General features: G+C 40.0%; 17 protein-coding genes and 1 other RNA gene. 6 read left to right on the top strand and 12 right to left on the bottom strand.

Annotation, left to right across the window (positions count from 1 at the left end):
- Positions 1 to 10 precede the first annotated feature (10 nt).
- Entirely contained in the window at positions 11 to 889 is an 879-nt protein-coding gene (locus B2W49_RS02180; RefSeq protein ID WP_414630570.1) for a sensor histidine kinase, read from the bottom strand.
- Between the two features lie 111 nt (positions 890 to 1,000).
- Between B2W49_RS02180 and B2W49_RS02175 the strand changes: the two genes are divergently transcribed.
- Positions 1,001 to 1,933, top strand: coding sequence for an IS5 family transposase (locus B2W49_RS02175; RefSeq protein ID WP_005103080.1), 933 nt, complete (start codon positions 1,001 to 1,003; stop codon positions 1,931 to 1,933).
- Between the two features lie 72 nt (positions 1,934 to 2,005).
- On the opposite strand, the gene B2W49_RS02170 is transcribed toward B2W49_RS02175, so the two are convergent.
- Complete coding sequence (locus B2W49_RS02170; protein WP_004976684.1) at positions 2,006 to 2,251, bottom strand: hypothetical protein; 246 nt, start codon at positions 2,249 to 2,251, stop codon at positions 2,006 to 2,008.
- A 285-nt stretch (positions 2,252 to 2,536) separates the two neighbouring features.
- Between B2W49_RS02170 and B2W49_RS02165 the strand changes: the two genes are divergently transcribed.
- From B2W49_RS02165 to B2W49_RS02150, 4 genes are all read left to right on the top strand, one after another.
- Complete coding sequence (locus B2W49_RS02165; RefSeq protein ID WP_291334151.1) at positions 2,537 to 3,211, top strand: HAD-IA family hydrolase; 675 nt, start codon at positions 2,537 to 2,539, stop codon at positions 3,209 to 3,211.
- Entirely contained in the window at positions 3,204 to 3,644 is a 441-nt protein-coding gene (locus B2W49_RS02160) for an RNA-binding S4 domain-containing protein (protein ID WP_291334149.1), read from the top strand. Before B2W49_RS02165 ends, B2W49_RS02160 begins: the two co-directional genes overlap by 8 nt.
- A 144-nt stretch (positions 3,645 to 3,788) precedes the next feature.
- Positions 3,789 to 4,835: a recombinase RecA gene (gene recA, locus B2W49_RS02155; RefSeq protein ID WP_291334148.1), complete on the top strand. Its 1,047-nt coding sequence runs from the start codon at positions 3,789 to 3,791 to the stop codon at positions 4,833 to 4,835.
- A gap of 80 nt (positions 4,836 to 4,915) precedes the next feature.
- Positions 4,916 to 5,599, top strand: coding sequence for a regulatory protein RecX (locus tag B2W49_RS02150; RefSeq protein ID WP_291334146.1), 684 nt, complete (start codon positions 4,916 to 4,918; stop codon positions 5,597 to 5,599).
- Between the two features lie 54 nt (positions 5,600 to 5,653).
- On the opposite strand, the gene ffs is transcribed toward B2W49_RS02150, so the two are convergent.
- Positions 5,654 to 5,750, bottom strand: an RNA gene (ffs, locus tag B2W49_RS02145) — signal recognition particle sRNA small type.
- Positions 5,751 to 6,091: 341 nt separating this feature from the next.
- On the opposite strand from ffs, the gene B2W49_RS02140 reads away from it, so the two are divergent.
- Positions 6,092 to 6,937, top strand: a complete 846-nt coding sequence (locus B2W49_RS02140; RefSeq protein WP_291334199.1) for a YbgF trimerization domain-containing protein — start codon at positions 6,092 to 6,094, stop codon at positions 6,935 to 6,937.
- 59 nt (positions 6,938 to 6,996) lie between these two features.
- On the opposite strand, the gene lpxA is transcribed toward B2W49_RS02140, so the two are convergent.
- From lpxA to uppS, 9 genes are all read right to left on the bottom strand, one after another.
- On the bottom strand, positions 6,997 to 7,785 hold the full coding sequence (gene lpxA / locus B2W49_RS02135) for an acyl-ACP--UDP-N-acetylglucosamine O-acyltransferase (protein ID WP_291334144.1): 789 nt from the start codon (positions 7,783 to 7,785) through the stop codon (positions 6,997 to 6,999).
- 2 nt (positions 7,786 to 7,787) lie between these two features.
- Positions 7,788 to 8,270 (bottom strand): 3-hydroxyacyl-ACP dehydratase FabZ, encoded by a 483-nt coding sequence (gene fabZ, locus B2W49_RS02130; protein WP_414630569.1) that lies wholly within the window; start codon positions 8,268 to 8,270, stop codon positions 7,788 to 7,790.
- A 2-nt stretch (positions 8,271 to 8,272) separates the two neighbouring features.
- Positions 8,273 to 9,346 carry a UDP-3-O-(3-hydroxymyristoyl)glucosamine N-acyltransferase gene (lpxD, locus tag B2W49_RS02125; RefSeq protein WP_291334140.1) on the bottom strand — a complete coding sequence of 358 codons (1,074 nt, stop codon included), beginning with the start codon at positions 9,344 to 9,346 and terminating at the stop codon, positions 8,273 to 8,275.
- Between the two features lie 3 nt (positions 9,347 to 9,349).
- On the bottom strand, positions 9,350 to 9,850 hold the full coding sequence (locus B2W49_RS02120) for an OmpH family outer membrane protein (RefSeq protein WP_291334138.1): 501 nt from the start codon (positions 9,848 to 9,850) through the stop codon (positions 9,350 to 9,352).
- Between the two features lie 41 nt (positions 9,851 to 9,891).
- Entirely contained in the window at positions 9,892 to 12,288 is a 2,397-nt protein-coding gene (bamA, locus tag B2W49_RS02115; protein WP_414630571.1) for an outer membrane protein assembly factor BamA, read from the bottom strand.
- 186 nt (positions 12,289 to 12,474) lie between these two features.
- Entirely contained in the window at positions 12,475 to 13,830 is a 1,356-nt protein-coding gene (gene rseP, locus B2W49_RS02110; protein WP_291334133.1) for an RIP metalloprotease RseP, read from the bottom strand.
- Positions 13,831 to 13,833: 3 nt separating this feature from the next.
- A complete protein-coding gene (ispC, locus tag B2W49_RS02105) occupies positions 13,834 to 15,030 on the bottom strand; it encodes a 1-deoxy-D-xylulose-5-phosphate reductoisomerase (protein WP_291334132.1) in 1,197 nt (398 codons plus the stop codon).
- On the bottom strand, positions 15,031 to 15,855 hold the full coding sequence (locus B2W49_RS02100; protein ID WP_291334130.1) for a phosphatidate cytidylyltransferase: 825 nt from the start codon (positions 15,853 to 15,855) through the stop codon (positions 15,031 to 15,033).
- 3 nt (positions 15,856 to 15,858) lie between these two features.
- On the bottom strand, positions 15,859 to 16,611 hold the full coding sequence (gene uppS / locus B2W49_RS02095) for a polyprenyl diphosphate synthase (protein ID WP_291334128.1): 753 nt from the start codon (positions 16,609 to 16,611) through the stop codon (positions 15,859 to 15,861).
- Positions 16,612 to 16,614: the final 3 nt, after the last annotated feature.

Below are 16,614 nucleotides of genomic sequence, written 5' to 3'. Positions count from 1 at the left end.
GATGATCAATTCATCTTGGGGAATTTAGATGAGCGGGATCTAGAGTTAAAACTGCCTGAATTAATGTATAGCCAGGTGTTGAGTTTAATTTTAATTGTCCACCAACCCGTTCTAAACGCATTTGCATACTGCGTATCCCAATACTCATGCCATGTTCAAGCACGCTATTGGCTTGAAAACCTATACCATCATCCTGAACTTTAAGTACTAATTGCTTCGGTGGTACAAATTGCATACTGACGGATACATGCTCGGCTTGGCTGTGTTTAATTACATTGGTTAAACTTTCTTCCAATACCCGCATCAAGGTTAAACACTGTAATGAATTCGGCTCAAACACCCATTCATTTGGAAAATCCCACTTAGAACGTATATCCATTTCATCCATCAGTTGGCTAAAACGATGACGAACTGGCGCGACCCAAATTTTAGGATTTTCAGGTACTTTAGAACCAATGCTAGATCCGCTATCAATAATTTGACGTAAATCATCACGCAGTAATTTCAGCATAGATAAAAACTGCTGATTACTCATGTTCTGTTCGCTTTGGTCGACCATAATCATAGAACGTACTAAAGATGCACCTAAACCATCATGTAAATCATGTGATAGATGAATCCGCTCTTGCAAACGCACATTTTCTAATTCTAAATAATGCTTTTCCGACATACTGCATTTTAACTCATCACTAACTTCAAAAACTTTAAGCTCTAAATCTTGATTAAATTTCTCAATTTTTTGTATGTTTCTTTCTAGACGCATGCCTAAAATAATCGCAATAAATAAAGTAATTACTGGCGAGGTATACGGTGATAATGGCTGATATAAACTTGCCGTTGCCGCATTACTTAAACGAAATACATCTACACCTGCAAAAAAACCAATCAAGGTTAAACAAAATAGCAGCAGATATACTTCTGTTTTTGGGGATTTATACGCTAAATAGGCTTTGTTGCACAAACCTAGCATCAAAAGCTTATTCAGCAATATAATTTCAAAATGAATAAGCCTGCCTCTAAAATCTACCGTACAACCAATTGGTCATCCTATAACCGAGCCTTAATTAACCGAGGTAATATTTCCATTTGGTTTGATCCAAAGACTCAGTGGTATGCACAATCACAAGGCAAGCAAGGTCGAAATCAAACCTACTCCGATACAGCGATTCAATGCTGCTTAATGATCAAATTACTATTCCGACTCTCTTTACGTATGGTCACAGGTTTTGTTCAAAGTCTGATTAAACTCTCTGGATTAGATTGGACAGCTCCGGATTATTCCACCCTTTGTCGTAGACAAAAGCATATTGATATTGCGATTAGCTATCAAAAAAGTAGTGATGGACTGCATCTACTCGTAGACTCTACTGGTTTGAAGTTTCTTGGTGAAGGTGAATGGAAACGCAAGAAACATGGGGCTGAATATCGTCGCCAATGGCGTAAGCTTCACATTGCTATAGATGCTAAAACCCTGCAAATACGTGCAGTACAACTCACCACAAATAATGTCAGTGATTCTCAAGTACTCGAAGATTTACTTGCTCAAATTCCCTTGGATGAACCAATTGATTCTGTTTATACAGATGGTGCTTATGACACAAAGCACTGCCGACAAGTCATTTTAGATCGAGATGCACATGCGATCATTCCACCTAGAAAGAATGCAAAGCCTTGGAAGGATCAGCAAGCGAGGTCTATAGAGCGGAACGAATTATTAAAGACAGTCAAACGGCTAGGCAGATCGCTTTGGAAAAAGTGGTCTGGTTATCACCGTCGAAGTTTGGTTGAAACCAAGATGCATTGCATCAAATTATTAGGCGATAAATTAACAGCGCGGAGTTTTCCAAGTCAGGTGAATGAGATCCATGCACGCATGGCAGTCTTGAATAAATTCACAGAATTAGGTCGCCCTCATACCCAAGTTGTCTCTTAAATTTGAGTAGATTAAGGGAACTCAGCCTTTCAAACCTTTATGCAACAAAGCCCATATAAAATCAAAATTAGATCAATCCTTTTCTAGAAAAGTTAACTCCCCCTCATCTGAGGTAATTTTAATTTTAACTTTACGATAACTGCGTTTATCTGGGTTTAATGCTGACTCTGAAACATGATGGGCGAATTTCTCATCTCCCATTAAATGCGCAAATAATTTATAACCAATCCGCATTTTCTTAATTTTCTTCTTCTTTTTCTCAAACTCATCGAGTTGTTTATCTAAGTGTTTTAAATCTAAATACTGTTGTTCAGCCATTACTAGCTCCCTGATTTAAAAAATTTACCATTCAATTTCTATGCTTATACAGACAAACAAATACAGAAATATGTCAAAATAATTGTTTTTGTGAACGCTACAGTTACTTTTTACAACTGCTCCATCTCACCTATTTATATGTAACACTTACACAGTGCTTATCTGTTTAGCCTAACATAATTTGGCGAATAATCAGACAGCATTTTGAGTTATGCCTCAAGCATGTTTAAATGAGCCTGTTTTTACTTGCCTTTTGGCAATTGATTTTTGATTTAAGGTGTCTAAATGCACAAAAATATCATCATGTTTGACATGGACGGAACGCTGTTAGATCTCGCTTATGATGATTTTATTTGGAATGAACAACTGCCTAGTCGCTATGCAGAATTACACGCCTGCTCTTTAGAACGCAGCAAAGAAATTTTATACGATTTTTATCAAGCGCATAGCCACACCTTAGATTGGTATTCCTCACGTTTTTGGACGGCCAAAGTGGGTGTGGATATGCTTGCTATGCAACTTGAATATAAAGATCATGTCACGTTGCGTCCACACGCTATCGAGTTACTGGAATATTTAAAAAATAATGGCTATCGCATTTGGCTCACCACCAATGCCGATTGTGCAGGCTTAGACTTTAAATTAGCACATACAGGTTTAGCAAAATATTTTGAAGTGATTGTTAGTTCTGAAAGCATTGGTTACGCCAAAGAGCGCGTTGAATTTTGGCAAACATTACAACAACAACATGCATTTAATCCTGCAGATTGCTATTTTATTGATGACACCGAAAAGGTGCTTAATGGTGCTAAAGCCTTTGGGATTGGACACTTATATAGTATTGCCCAGCCATCCTCAGCAAAACCTGCGCGTCAGACTTGTAATTACCCTATGTTGCACCAATTAACAGATTTAATTCCTGTCTTAGAACAATTTGAGGACACTCAAAAATATGCCTAAAACTTCGTCTCACGAAGCAATCGAAACGATCCGAATTGATAAATGGCTATGGGCTGCACGTTTTTTCAAGACCCGCTCTATTGCAAAAGCTGCCATTGAAGGCGGCAAAGTACATCACAATGGTGAGCGCGTTAAAGTTTCCAAAGAAATTCGTGTAGGAACTGAGCTGACTATTCAACAAGGTTTTGATAAGAAAACCGTATTGGTCAAGGCATTATCGGGTGTACGTGGCCCTGCGCTCATCGCTCAGCAACTTTATGAAGAAACTGAAGTGAGTATTGCACGCAGGGAATTGATTGCGACCCAAAGAAAGTTGCATAATCTAGCACGACCTGATCATCGACCAAGTAAAAAAGACCGTCGTGACATCAGCAAATTTAAACAAGAGAATGATCAGCAATTTGACCAATTTTGGTCATATAATGATGATTAAATAGAGCGTCACAGGCTGTCGCACAGCCCGTGATATAAATAGAACTACAGGACAAATTCTGTCACTATATTGCATGTGGAAAAGATTGAAGTAAATGCATCCACTTGAGTATATTGTTTCGTGACATCGTATTGAGGTTGTAAGATGGATGAGAATAAAAGCAAGGCGTTAAATGCGGCGCTTAGCCAAATTGAAAAACAATTTGGTAAGAACACAGTCATGCGTCTTGGTGACAACACTGTGCAAGCGGTAGAAGCCGTATCTACAGGCTCATTGACCCTAGATATTGCATTGGGTATTGGTGGCTTACCTAAAGGTCGTATCATTGAAATTTACGGCCCAGAATCATCAGGTAAAACGACCATGACCTTGCAAGCCATTGCAGAATGTCAAAAAGCTGGTGGAACTTGTGCCTTTATTGATGCCGAACACGCGCTTGATCCTCAATATGCACGTAAACTTGGTGTAGATATTGACAATCTTTTGGTATCGCAACCAGACAACGGTGAACAAGCCCTTGAAATTGCCGACATGTTAGTTCGCTCTGGTGCAATTGACATGATTGTGGTCGACTCCGTCGCTGCCTTAACCCCTCGTGCCGAAATTGAAGGCGAAATGGGCGACTCACACATGGGTTTACAAGCGCGCTTAATGAGTCAAGCATTGCGTAAAATCACGGGTAATGCCAAACGCTCAAACTGTATGGTGATCTTCATTAACCAAATTCGTATGAAAATTGGTGTAATGTTTGGTAGCCCAGAAACTACAACAGGTGGTAACGCATTGAAGTTCTATGCTTCTGTTCGTTTAGATATTCGCCGTGTTGGTCAGGTGAAAGAAGGCGACGAGATTATTGGTTCTGAAACCAAAGTCAAAGTTGTGAAAAACAAAATGGCACCTCCATTTAAAGAAGCATTGTTCCAGATTCTATACGGTAAAGGTGTTAACCATTTAGGTGAGCTGGTCGATTTAGCTGTTCAACAAAATATCGTGCAAAAAGCAGGTGCTTGGTATTCTTATCAAGGCGATAAAATTGGTCAAGGTAAAAACAACACCATTCGCCACCTTGAAGAACATCCAGAGCTTGCTAAAGGCATCGAAGCAATTATTCGTGAACAACTGCTCACGACAGGTCAAGCTGCGCCTGTAGAAGATAAAGACGAAGAAGAATTCGACTTACTTGATGCTTAAGCATACGCTAGGATGAACATAACAAACCGAATCAAATAAAACGCTCTACGGAGCGTTTTATTGTATATGGAAGCACCACTATGTCTGAAGACAAATTTCCCAAACTAATTAATTATATTAAGCTAAAACAACAATTTGGTGAAGATGAGCAATCATGCAACCAAACTGAGCAGGCATATTCAGAAACAACGTCTGCCCTGCATTTTTCCTCAAATTCTACGTCTAACGCCAATAAACAATATCCTTCCCATACAGAAACTATTGAAGATCAAGAACACAATGAAGACCCAGATGCACAGCAAAGCAAACGCCCAGGACTCACGGGTTCTCGTCTACGCAGCTACGCCTTTGCTGTCTTAACTCGTAAAGAATATTCTAAAAAAGATTTAATTGAAAAACTGGCTTTATATGCAGAAAACCGTGATGAAGTGATTGAGTTAGTCAATGAACTGGCACGTGAAAACTATCAGAGTGATCAACGTCTGGCAGAAATGTTACTGGCTAGCCAAAAGCGGCAAGGTAAAGGGCCAAATCGTATTAAAATGGCACTTAAAAACAAAAAAGTGGATAGCAGTTTAATTTCAGAAGAACTTAAAGAAACTGATTGGACAGAACAAGCCTATCAACTGAAAGTGAAAAAATTCGGTACAGAAGTCGCAAACGAGCCAAAAGTTAAAGCTAAACAAATTCGTTTTTTACAATACAGAGGCTTTGATATGGATGCAATTATGAAAGCAATTCGTGGAAAAGAGCAGGATTTTTAAAATGTGAATACAAAATCGAAATAGGTAGAATTATTATTTTAAAATTGGTGGCAACCCTACCAGCAAGCCTTCGGCACATCATAGTTCCACTACCGCTGCTACCTTCCGGTCCTGACGGGGTTCGTAGAGTACAATTGCGAAGTAACCAGCAGGGTTACCATTGCAAAAACAGAGTATAGAGATTTTTAAAAAACTTGCAAGCGTTGTGCTGTATTTCCTTTTATAAAGCTATCCAATTGATTATTTTAAAAACAATTGAAGACACTTATAGAATAAAGCCACTTAAAGCTTAGTGTAACTAAACCATCATAAAATTATTTTGAGATATAAATCCTAGATTTACCCACATTCCGCTAAGATTGATGATAAGTTTGTAAAAGCTTATTGCAATTCCACGCGCGGACGTTTTAAATGTGGAAATGACTAAATCAATAGGTTGAGTCCAACACCCTTTACAAAGTCTCAGCTACACAAGATTAAGATGGATATTCAATTATGCTAAAAAAGCATGCACTTTGTGCTCTTGCCCTACTGTGCTCAACGCCTATATTTGCCAATATTCCAATTGAAAACCACAACCTCAGTCAAAGCAGTGCTGGCTATGCCAATAGCCCTGCAATTGCAACGAGTAATATGGCAACAGCTAATGTACCGACCAATATCAATTGGCAATTGATGCAAAAAAACCAGCAACTCGAAAATGACATCCGTCAGTTACGTGGCAAAATTGAAGAACAAGACAATGAAATTGCGCAGCTCAAACATGAATTGCAAAATCGCTATACCGATTTAGATCAACGTTTAGAACTGCTCCAACAAAAAATAGACCCTGAATCTGCTCCTACCGCTGAGGAGGATAACCAAAAGGATACTGCACCCAGCGCCAGCAATAACCAATTAAATACTAATACCCCGAAATCTGCGCAAAATACAACATATGTTAGCCCAACAGCTCAAGGTTTAAATACTAATATTGAACTAGACAAAGCAGCCTATACTGTTGCATTGGATGCCTATAAACAAGGTGGTGCAAAAAAAGCCATTGCACCCATGCAAAATTTTATTAAAAACCATCCAAACAGTGTGTATATCAGCAATGCGTATTTTTGGTTAGCTGAGTTTAATTTAGCGATTGAACCAACCAATTACAGCGAGGCCAAAAAGAATTTTGAAATTGTTGCAATGAAGTATCCCCAATCTGCAAAAGCATCAAGCGCTTTGTATCGCTTATATAGCATTGCGCAAGATGTAGATCGCAAACCCACTTTGGCAACGCAATACAAAAGTAAAATTTTGAGCCAATACCCAAAATCTGAAGAAGCAAGATTCTTTAAATAAGCCAATAAAAAAGACATCCGAGGATGTCTTTTAATATTCTGATGCTAGAAACACAAACCTTAACGCACAATACCACGTTCAGATTGTTCTAAAGAATCAATTAAACGCTGCGCTTCTGCCACATTTGGCAAAATATCACTGCGAATTTGCTCAATGGCTTGCTCAGTGGTTAATCCAGATTTGTAAATAAGTTTAAAGGCTTCACGAAGACCTTGAATCACATCCTTCGACCAGCCTTTGCGACGCATTCCTTCCACATTCATTGCAAATGCATGAGCTGGATTGCCAGAAACCATAACATACGCAGGCACATCTTTAAGAATAAGCGATGCACCACCAATCATGCTATAAGAGTTAATTTTACAGAATTGGTGAATCCCTGAGTTTCCACCAACCACCACATAATCACCAACCTGTACGTGACCTGCCACACCCACATTATTGGCAAAAATATTGTGATCGCCCACCCTACAGTCATGCGCAATATGCGTATTGACCATAAGTAAGTTGTGACTACCAATTTTGGTCAGGCTATTGTCTTGCACCGTACCACGATGCAAACTACAGTGTTCACGAATTTTATTGTGATCACCAATTTCTAGCCAAGTTTCCTCACCTGCATATTTCAAGTCCTGACAGACCTCACCTACGCTAGCGAACTGGAAAATTTCATTGTGCTGACCAATACGGGTGTAACCACCAATCACAACATGCGAATGAAGTTTTGTACCCTCACCAATCGTTACATTTGGTCCAATAATACAATATGGACCAATCGTGACATCTGAAGCGATTACTGCAGATGAGTCAATAATAGCGGTTGGGTGAATGAGTGGGTTATTGCTCATGCTTACTCTGTTTTCTGATGCGAAACCATAATTTCCGCGGTTGCTGCGACGACGCCATCAACGGTGGCGATACAATTATATTTGTAAATGCCTCGTTTTTGCATAACTAATTCAGATTTTAATACAAGTTGATCGCCTGCAACGACTTGTTTTTTAAATCTAACTTTTTCTGCGCCTGCAAAAAGGAACAAAGACCCTGCGCAAGGTTTCTCATTATTCATGATAAAACCTAGAATGCCCGACACTTGTGCCATCGCTTCAACGATTAAAACACCCGGCATGATCGGATAATTCGGGAAGTGTCCTTGCAAGAATTCTTCATTGATTGATACGTTTTTATAGCCCACGATACCGTTATCAGTGACTTCTACAATGCGGTCAACCAATAAAAACGGATAACGATGGGGTAAATATTCACGAATGGTTTGAATGTGCATTGGCAATTCAGGTTTAGTGAAGGTGCTAGAATTCGACTCAGTCATCATAATTATTTACGCAATTTAAAAGTTGATTCAAGGGACTCAATTTGAGATTGCATATCATCAAGTCTTTTCACCAATTGGGTCAATGGCACATCTGCTAATTGTCTTAGCCGCACAACAGTACGTTTCCACTTTTGATTTTCAAACAAGCCAATACCAGACGAATATTTTCCTGATTCAGAAATATTATTTGTGACCATTGACATTCCTGTCAAAGTCACATTATCGGTAATATTTAAGTGCCCTGAAATTGCACTTCCACCACCAATGATACAGTTTTTGCCAATTGTCACACTTCCAGCCACGGCTGTTTTTGCGGCTATGGCCGTATGAGCCCCTAATTTGACGTTATGCGCGATTTGCACAAGGTTATCAATAATGACACCATCTTCCAAAATGGTATCATTTAGTGCACCACGATCTACGCTGCAATTCGAGCCAATACGAACATCATTACCAATAATCACCGAACCCAATTGCGCAATACGGTGCCATTTGCCTTGATAAGGTGCAAAGCCAAAGCCTTCACTACCAATTACAGTATTGGCATGTATACGCACGCGATCCCCAAGTTTGGCTTCCCCTGTTAATGTCACGTGTGAATCAATAAAACACTGTTGACCAATTTCGACAAAGTCATCAATTTTACAGTGCGATTGCACAATCGTATTGTCACCCACCACGCAATTTTCACCAATTACGACGTAATGACCAATATAAGCACTCTCGGCAATGATGGCTGAAGGATGGATTTGGGCTGTACTCTCTATACCACGTTGCGTATGTTTACGCTCAAATACATGAGTTAGAATTGCAAAAGCCAGATACGGATTATCAACCACAATAAAGTTGTGGTGATGATTGTCCAACTCGGCTTGTAGTGAAGCGGTGACAATTAAAGCCCCCGCTTGGGAGCTACGTGCTTGCGCTAAATATTTATCGCCATTCACGAATGCAAGTTGATGCGCTTGAGCAGACTCAAGGCTTGCCAAACCTTGCAAACGTAAATCGGCTTGTCCAATACATTGACCTTGAACGAAACCAGCAATTTCTTCTAAGCGATAATATTGAGAACTCATTGATTATTTAATTGCGTTGACCTTTTGGATCATTTTATCAGTTAAATCATACTTCGGGTCATAGGCAAGTGCTGAGTTTTTATTCAAAACCACATCTAAACCATTTTCTTTACGCAATTGTTCAGCAACTTGCTTTAAACGAGTTTCAAAACCATCATTAATTTTGTGCAATTCTGACTGAACACGGGTTTGTACCACTTGTTGCAAACCATTAAATTCTTTTAGCTTAGCTTGGAATTGGGTATTCATTTTTTGCTTTTCAGCGTCTGATAAATTCGAAGCTTGCTGCGCGCGTTGCTGCAAGGTTTCTAACTCTTTTGTCAGTTGCTCAAGCTTAGTGGTTTGTGGTTTGACCGACTGCTGCAAAGCCAGATTTTGCTGTTTGAGATAACTGCTACTTTCTACAACACGCTCTAAACTTACTACGCCATAGCCTGCAGCATGTGTCACTGTAGCCAGTGTAGATAAACCAAACAATGCCAAACTCAATATTGTTTTTTTCATATGCTACATCCTGTGTTTAAACGATCCAACACGGGTCGTACTTAGAAAGTACGACCAATTTCGAATTGGATATTTTTAGTTTCATCGCCTTGTTTATCATTCAACGGATATGCATAGCTAAGTGACAATGGACCAATCATGGTAATCCAAGTAAAGCCTACACCCACGCTATAGCGCATTTCACCGAAGTCAAAGCCGTAATTGTCTTTACAGTACTTTTTAGCATCGATATCCACACCATTAATAGTTAAATTACCATTTGGAACATCACACTGGGTATCAAAAACTTGTGCACCTTCTGCAAAAATTACAGGTCGTACTTGACGTGTCCAATCCCCTTTAAATGGCACAGGTAAAGCCAGCTCTGTACCAAACTGTACTAAACCATTGCCACCAACCTCCTCAAAAGAAGGGTCTTGCTTATTGCGTAAAGGATCAATGTTCATGCGCTCTTGGAACTCAACTCCAGGATATTTAGGTCCCAAAGTACTATTATCATAACCTCGTACCGAGCCATAACCACCTGCATAGAAGTTTTTATAGAACGGTAAATCATTACCAAAGCCTAGCTTACCATAACCACGCAAGACAAAATCTTTACCTAATGGAAAGTAGGCTTGGGCATCATAAGTGACTTTTTGGAATTCTACATCACTGCCTGGTAAGGCAATTTCAGCATTCACACGATGCGACATACCATTGGTTGGGAAAATCGGACGGTTTAAGGTGTTGTATGACCAGCCTAAATTTAGGTTATAAGTTAAAAAGTCCCCTTTAAACTTATCTTGGTACGAAGTAGTTGGTAAAACGTTACCTAGTTCATCCACACACTCATTTGATTTAGTAGCTTCATTGAATTTCCATGTACCATTAGTGCAGTATTGACTTATGCTGGTATGAGATCCTCCATTAGCCAACAAATAGTCCCGAACATAAGTCGAAACATAAGGACCTGTGGTTACTTCGGTCTGATCAATGTTTAAACCTGCACTAATGCTTTGGTTTTCATCAATTGGGTAACCGAAGTTAATGCCACCACCAAAACTATCTGTCACATAGTTGTTTACGTTATAGTCATCATCTAGTTTGGTTTTACGGTAGTACATATTATAGCCGCGACGTACACCATCAATCGTGAAGTATGGGTCGGTCACACTCAGGTTATAGTAATCCTGCGTTTCAGAACGTGATAAATCAATTGAAACTGCGTTACCTGTACCCAAGAAGTTGGTTTGGCTTAAACCAGCTTGGAACGTCACACCACCGCTTTGCGAGAAACCTACCGCTAAAGTACTGGTACCTGAGTGTTGTTCTTCCACATTTACATTTAAGTCAATTTGGTCTGGCACGTTTGGAATACGCACAGCCTTAACATCAACGGTTTTAAAGAAACCTGTACGCTCTAAACGAACTTTAGATAAGTCAATTTTTTCATTGCTTGCCAATGCGCCTTCCATTTGACGCATTTCACGACGGAGCACTTCATCGGCAGTTTTACTATTACCTGCGAAGTTAATACGACGTACCGTAACTTGCTGACCCGGGTTAATGTAGTAGTTTAAATCGACCAGTTTAGTTTCTTTGTCAATTTGCGGCACAATATTAACTTCGGCATAGTAATAGCCTGCATTGCCATATTTACGCAGCAACAATTGTTTCACCGCATTCACTTTTTCTTGTGAATAGGTTTCACCATCTTTATAAATTTGCAGTGCGCTCAGTTCTTCAGGTTTGTATAAAGCATCGCCCAAGAACTTGCTTTCGCCAAACTTGAATTGCTCGCCTTCATCTACAGAAACTTCAACAAAGATATGCTTTTTGTCTTCACTCAAATTCAAGCTAGAGTTGGTGATATTGAAGTTGATATAACCTTTGTTAAGGTATAACGCACGCAATGCTTCCAAGCTTGCTGCCATTTTTTCGCGTGCATAGCGGTCATTACGGGTAACAATCGAACTCCAGCTACTTTCTTTAACTGCAAACGCTTGCTTAATGTCGCTTTCTTTAAATACCGTATTGCCAATAATGTTGATATCCACCACTTTAGCGGCTTTGCCTTCAACAAATTCTACGGTTAAATCTACACGGTTATTTGGGCGAGCTGTGGTAATGACGCGTACATCTGCATCATAACGACCTTGCTGCATATACTGCTGTTCAAGCTCAGATTCTAAAGTTTGTAGTGCTGACTTTTTCAGTACTTCACCTTCAGCCACTCCCATTTTCTTTAAACCGTCTTCTAATGCTTCTTTTGGAATCAGTTTATTGCCTTTAAATTCGACCTTAGAAATGATTGGGCGTTCAACCACTTTAAAGACTAAAGTATCGGCTTCGCGACTGGCTTGAATGTCATCAAACAAACCTGTGGCATAGAGTGAGCGAATCGCATTGGCCAACACTGCTTCATTGACGCGATCACCACTATTGACTGGAATCATTCCATAGACATTGGCTGGCGTTAAACGAACAAGTCCATCTATTTTTATATCTCGCGCAATAAATTCATCTGCTGCATATACTTGTTGTGTTGCTGCCATTGCACTAACCAGTGCCAAGGGCATAAATAAATGTGTGTGCTGCATGCCAGTCTTTTCCAGTGTTAAATTTATTTCGTATCTACGTTGTTATAAACGCATAATGTCATTAAATAATGCAAGGAACATCATACTTCCAAGCAGTACCATACCAATTTTTAAACCAACTAATTGTATTTGTTCAGAAACAGGTTTTCCACGAATCAGCTCGATAAAATAATAAACTAAATGCCCGCCATCCAACATTGGAATTGGCAATAAATTTAGAATTCCTAAGCTTACGCTCATAAGTGCCATAAAGGAAATAAAAGTTTGCCACCCCATTTCTGCACTTTGTCCTGCAACTTTAGCAATCGTAATTGGGCCAGATAAGTTATCTAAACCAATTAAACCGCGTACCATTTTGACAATAGAGTTCAAAATCATGCTAGACAGCTGACCTGTTTTATCTACCGCCATAAATAAAGCTTCACTCGGGCTATATTGAATGGTTTGCTTATAATCTTCTGGAATGACAATTTTTCCAGGATCACTTTGCACACCCAATACACCCGAAACATTACCCATGTTATCGCGTTTACCTTGTGGCATTACTTGCAGTTGCACCACTTGATTATTACGCAGTACATCTACTTTCAGTAATTTTTCTGGCGATGCCTGAACCACTTGTACCACATCGTACCAGTCATTCATTTTTACGCCATCAATCGCGATAATTTGATCACCTATTTGCATGCCTTGACGAATGGCCGCACCATCTTCACTTAACTTGCTGACAATTGCAGGAATTTGTGGACGATACGGTGTAAAACCCAAGACATCTAAAGGCGATTGAGATTGATCATTTAAGAAATTTTGAATGGGTAAGCTAAATGTTTTGATTTCACCTGCACGTTCAGCCTGTACCTGAATTTTGTCTGTTTCACCTACACGATCCACCAAGGCAAAGTTCAGCTTTTCCCATGTTGTCACAGGGGTACCGTCAATGGCGGTAATCTTATCACCTACTTGCATTTGCGCTGCCGCCGCAGGTGTATCTGCCAGCACCTTACCCACTCGGGTATTCAACTGTTCTTGAGCGGGTAGAAATAATATCCAGAACAACAAAATGGCAAAAATCAGGTTAATTAACGGCCCTGCTGCCACAATCGCAATACGTTTCCACGGAGGCTGACGATTAAAGGCATAAGGTAAGTCTTCTTCTGCAACATTTCCTTCGCGTTCATCCAGCATTTTGACATAGCCACCCAAAGGCAGTGCCGAAAGCTGATATTGAATCCCCGATTTTTTTGACGTCCATTTTAAAATGGTTGGTCCAAAGCCTATGGAATACACCAAAACTTTGACACCTAATTTACGTGCAACAAAGTAGTGCCCAAACTCATGAATTGCAATTAAAGGTCCTAGCAAAAGAATCGCTGCAACCACAATAAATAAGGCACTCATGCTTTAGCTTCCTTTATTCAATACAAAATGCTGTGCAACAGTACGGGCATTTTGGTCTGCCTGCAAAATCAGTTCAATACTTTCTGCAGCGGAATTTTGTATTTGGTTCAAGGTGTGCTCAACCACTGTCGCAATATCGGTGAAACGAATTTTTTGCTGCAAGAATGCTGCAACTGCAATTTCGTTTGCTGCATTTAATATAGTAGCTGCCAAACCACCTTCTTGCATGGCTTGACGTGCCAAACTTAACGCAGGAAAAAGGGTGGTATCGGGTGCTTGAAAATCAAGCTGATGATTGACAAACAAATCTAAAGGCGGAACATGCGTTTGGATACGCTGCGGCCATGCCAAAGCATGCGCAATTGGCGTACACATATCAGGATTACCCATTTGCGCCAAAGTTGAACCATCCACATATTGAACCATGGAATGAATAATACTCTGTGGATGAACCACAACTGTAACAAAGTGTTCTGAAATTGCAAAAAGATGACACGCTTCGATTAATTCCAAACCTTTATTCATTAAGGTCGCAGAATCTACCGATATTTTTTGTCCCATAGACCAATTTGGATGTTTGCAGGCTTGTGCAGGAGTAACGTGTTGTAACTCTTCTAGGCTGTGGTTTAAAAATGGACCGCCAGAAGCAGTCAGTAAAATTTGTGATACGCCTAACCGAGGCTGTCCATTTCTTTCGGTTTGTAAATAATGTTCAGGCAAACATTGAAAAATCGCGTTATGTTCAGAATCTACAGGCAATATCAAAGCACCATGTTCACGTGCCGCCTGCATCATGATGTCACCCGACATCACCAAGGCTTCTTTATTGGCCAATAACACACGCTTACCCGCTTTAACCGCAGCCAGTGTAGGCAATAAGCCTGCAGCACCAACAATAGCTGCCATCACCACATCCACTTCAGGATGTTCAGCAACTGCGATTAGACCCGCTTCATCGCTTAAAATTTCAATCCCTGAAATGTGTTGCTGTGCAAGTAATAGCTGCAATTCATCAACTTTTGCCGCAGGTACAACCACAATTTTAGGATGATACTGTTTGCATATTTGAACCAGTTCTTGAATTCGGCTATGTGCCGTCACGGCAAAAACTGAATACTGCTCAGGATGTTGTTGCAGTACTTTTAGGGTGCTTTGTCCAATTGAACCTGTCACACCCAAGATACAAACAGCTTGTGACATTTATAAATCTACGCCAATAAGTTTTAAAACATACATACCCGCAGCAAAAATTGGAGCTGCTGCAAGCAAAGAATCAATCCGATCGAGCACACCACCATGACCCGGTAAGACTCGCCCAGAGTCTTTAATACCTGCACGGCGCTTGATCATGGATTCAAATAAATCACCCAATACTGAGCTAAATACCGTGATTACCGAAAGAATCAGGAATAAAATATGTTGTGCCAAAGTCAGGTCTAAATACGCCACTTCGACAACAATCACAATCAGCATGGCTGTAAACACACCGCCATATAAGCCTTCTACTGACTTGTTTGGACTGACATTTGGTGCTAGTTTTTTCTTGCCTAGTTTGCGTCCAACAAAATAAGCACCCGAGTCTGCCCCCCAAACCAACAAGAACAAGTACATTAACCACCATGGTGAACTGTTCCATACGGAAAAAATTGCAGTTACCGCAGCAGAAATTAAAATAAAACCAATAAAGCTTAAGCTTGGGTTATACCATGCATCGTATTCTGGGTAAGACTTGACCCAATAAATGCTGAGTAACCATGTCAAAATAGAGGCTGCCCAAAGTAATAAGGCAATATCACGAAAATAAAGCGCCGTTGCTGCCAAAGCGGCAGTCAATACACCAAAACCCCAAGCCACAGGCTTAAGGACGTATTTAGTTTTTCTTGGCATGAGTTTAAACCACTCATAGCCCGCAACCCCTGCTGCAACAATCATCAGCATAAACATTGGATAATGAGACTGAGTTGCAAACATGCAACTCAATACTACAGCAACCAATACTAATGCGGTAATAATCCGCTCTAACATGTATTAATTCTCAATTTTCTCTTGTTGAATTTGCTCAGAAGTTTTACCAAAACGGCGTTCACGACCACCAAATACTGCTAGTGCATCGTCAAATTCTTCTATACTAAATTCAGGCCACAAGGTTTGGGTAAAATACAATTCAGCATACGCAGCTTGCCAAAGTAAAAAGTTAGACAATCTAAAATCGCCGCCTGTACGAATCAGAAGATCTACAGGTGGTAAGTCTGCCAGACTGACATATTGACCAAACAAATGTGTATCTATCTGTTCAATTTCGATTTTATTTGCCACAACATCTGCTGCAATTTGTTTCGCAGCTTGTGCCATATCCCACATCCCACCATAACTAATGGCAATTGTGAGTGTCATGCAATTGAAATTAGCAGTCCTTTGTTCAGCATGCAACATTAACTCGCGCAAATGCGGTGACAAACGTGAACGGTCACCAATAAAACGTAAGGCAATATTGAATTTTTCCATGCGTGGAAGTTGCTCATGAATTGTGGTTTCCAGCAATTGCATGAGTAAATCCACTTCAAACTGTGGACGGTTCCAGTTTTCACTCGAAAAAGCAAAAACGGTTAAAGCTTGAATATGTTTTTTTCTACAGTGTTCAACAATCGGGTCAAGCACATCTTTGCCAGAGCGATGTCCTTCCCCTTTTTGCATTTGATTTTTTTTTGCAAAACGATTGTTGCCATCCATAATGATGGCAACATGTTTTGGCAAAGACAAACAGTCTTCAGATGTGGTCATTGA

It is taken from the genome of Acinetobacter sp. UBA801, assembly GCA_002296655.1.
Classification (GTDB): Bacteria; Pseudomonadota; Gammaproteobacteria; order Pseudomonadales; family Moraxellaceae; genus Acinetobacter.
Note: the sequence above shows the minus strand (reverse complement) of the source record. Positions and strands in the feature narration are given on the sequence as shown.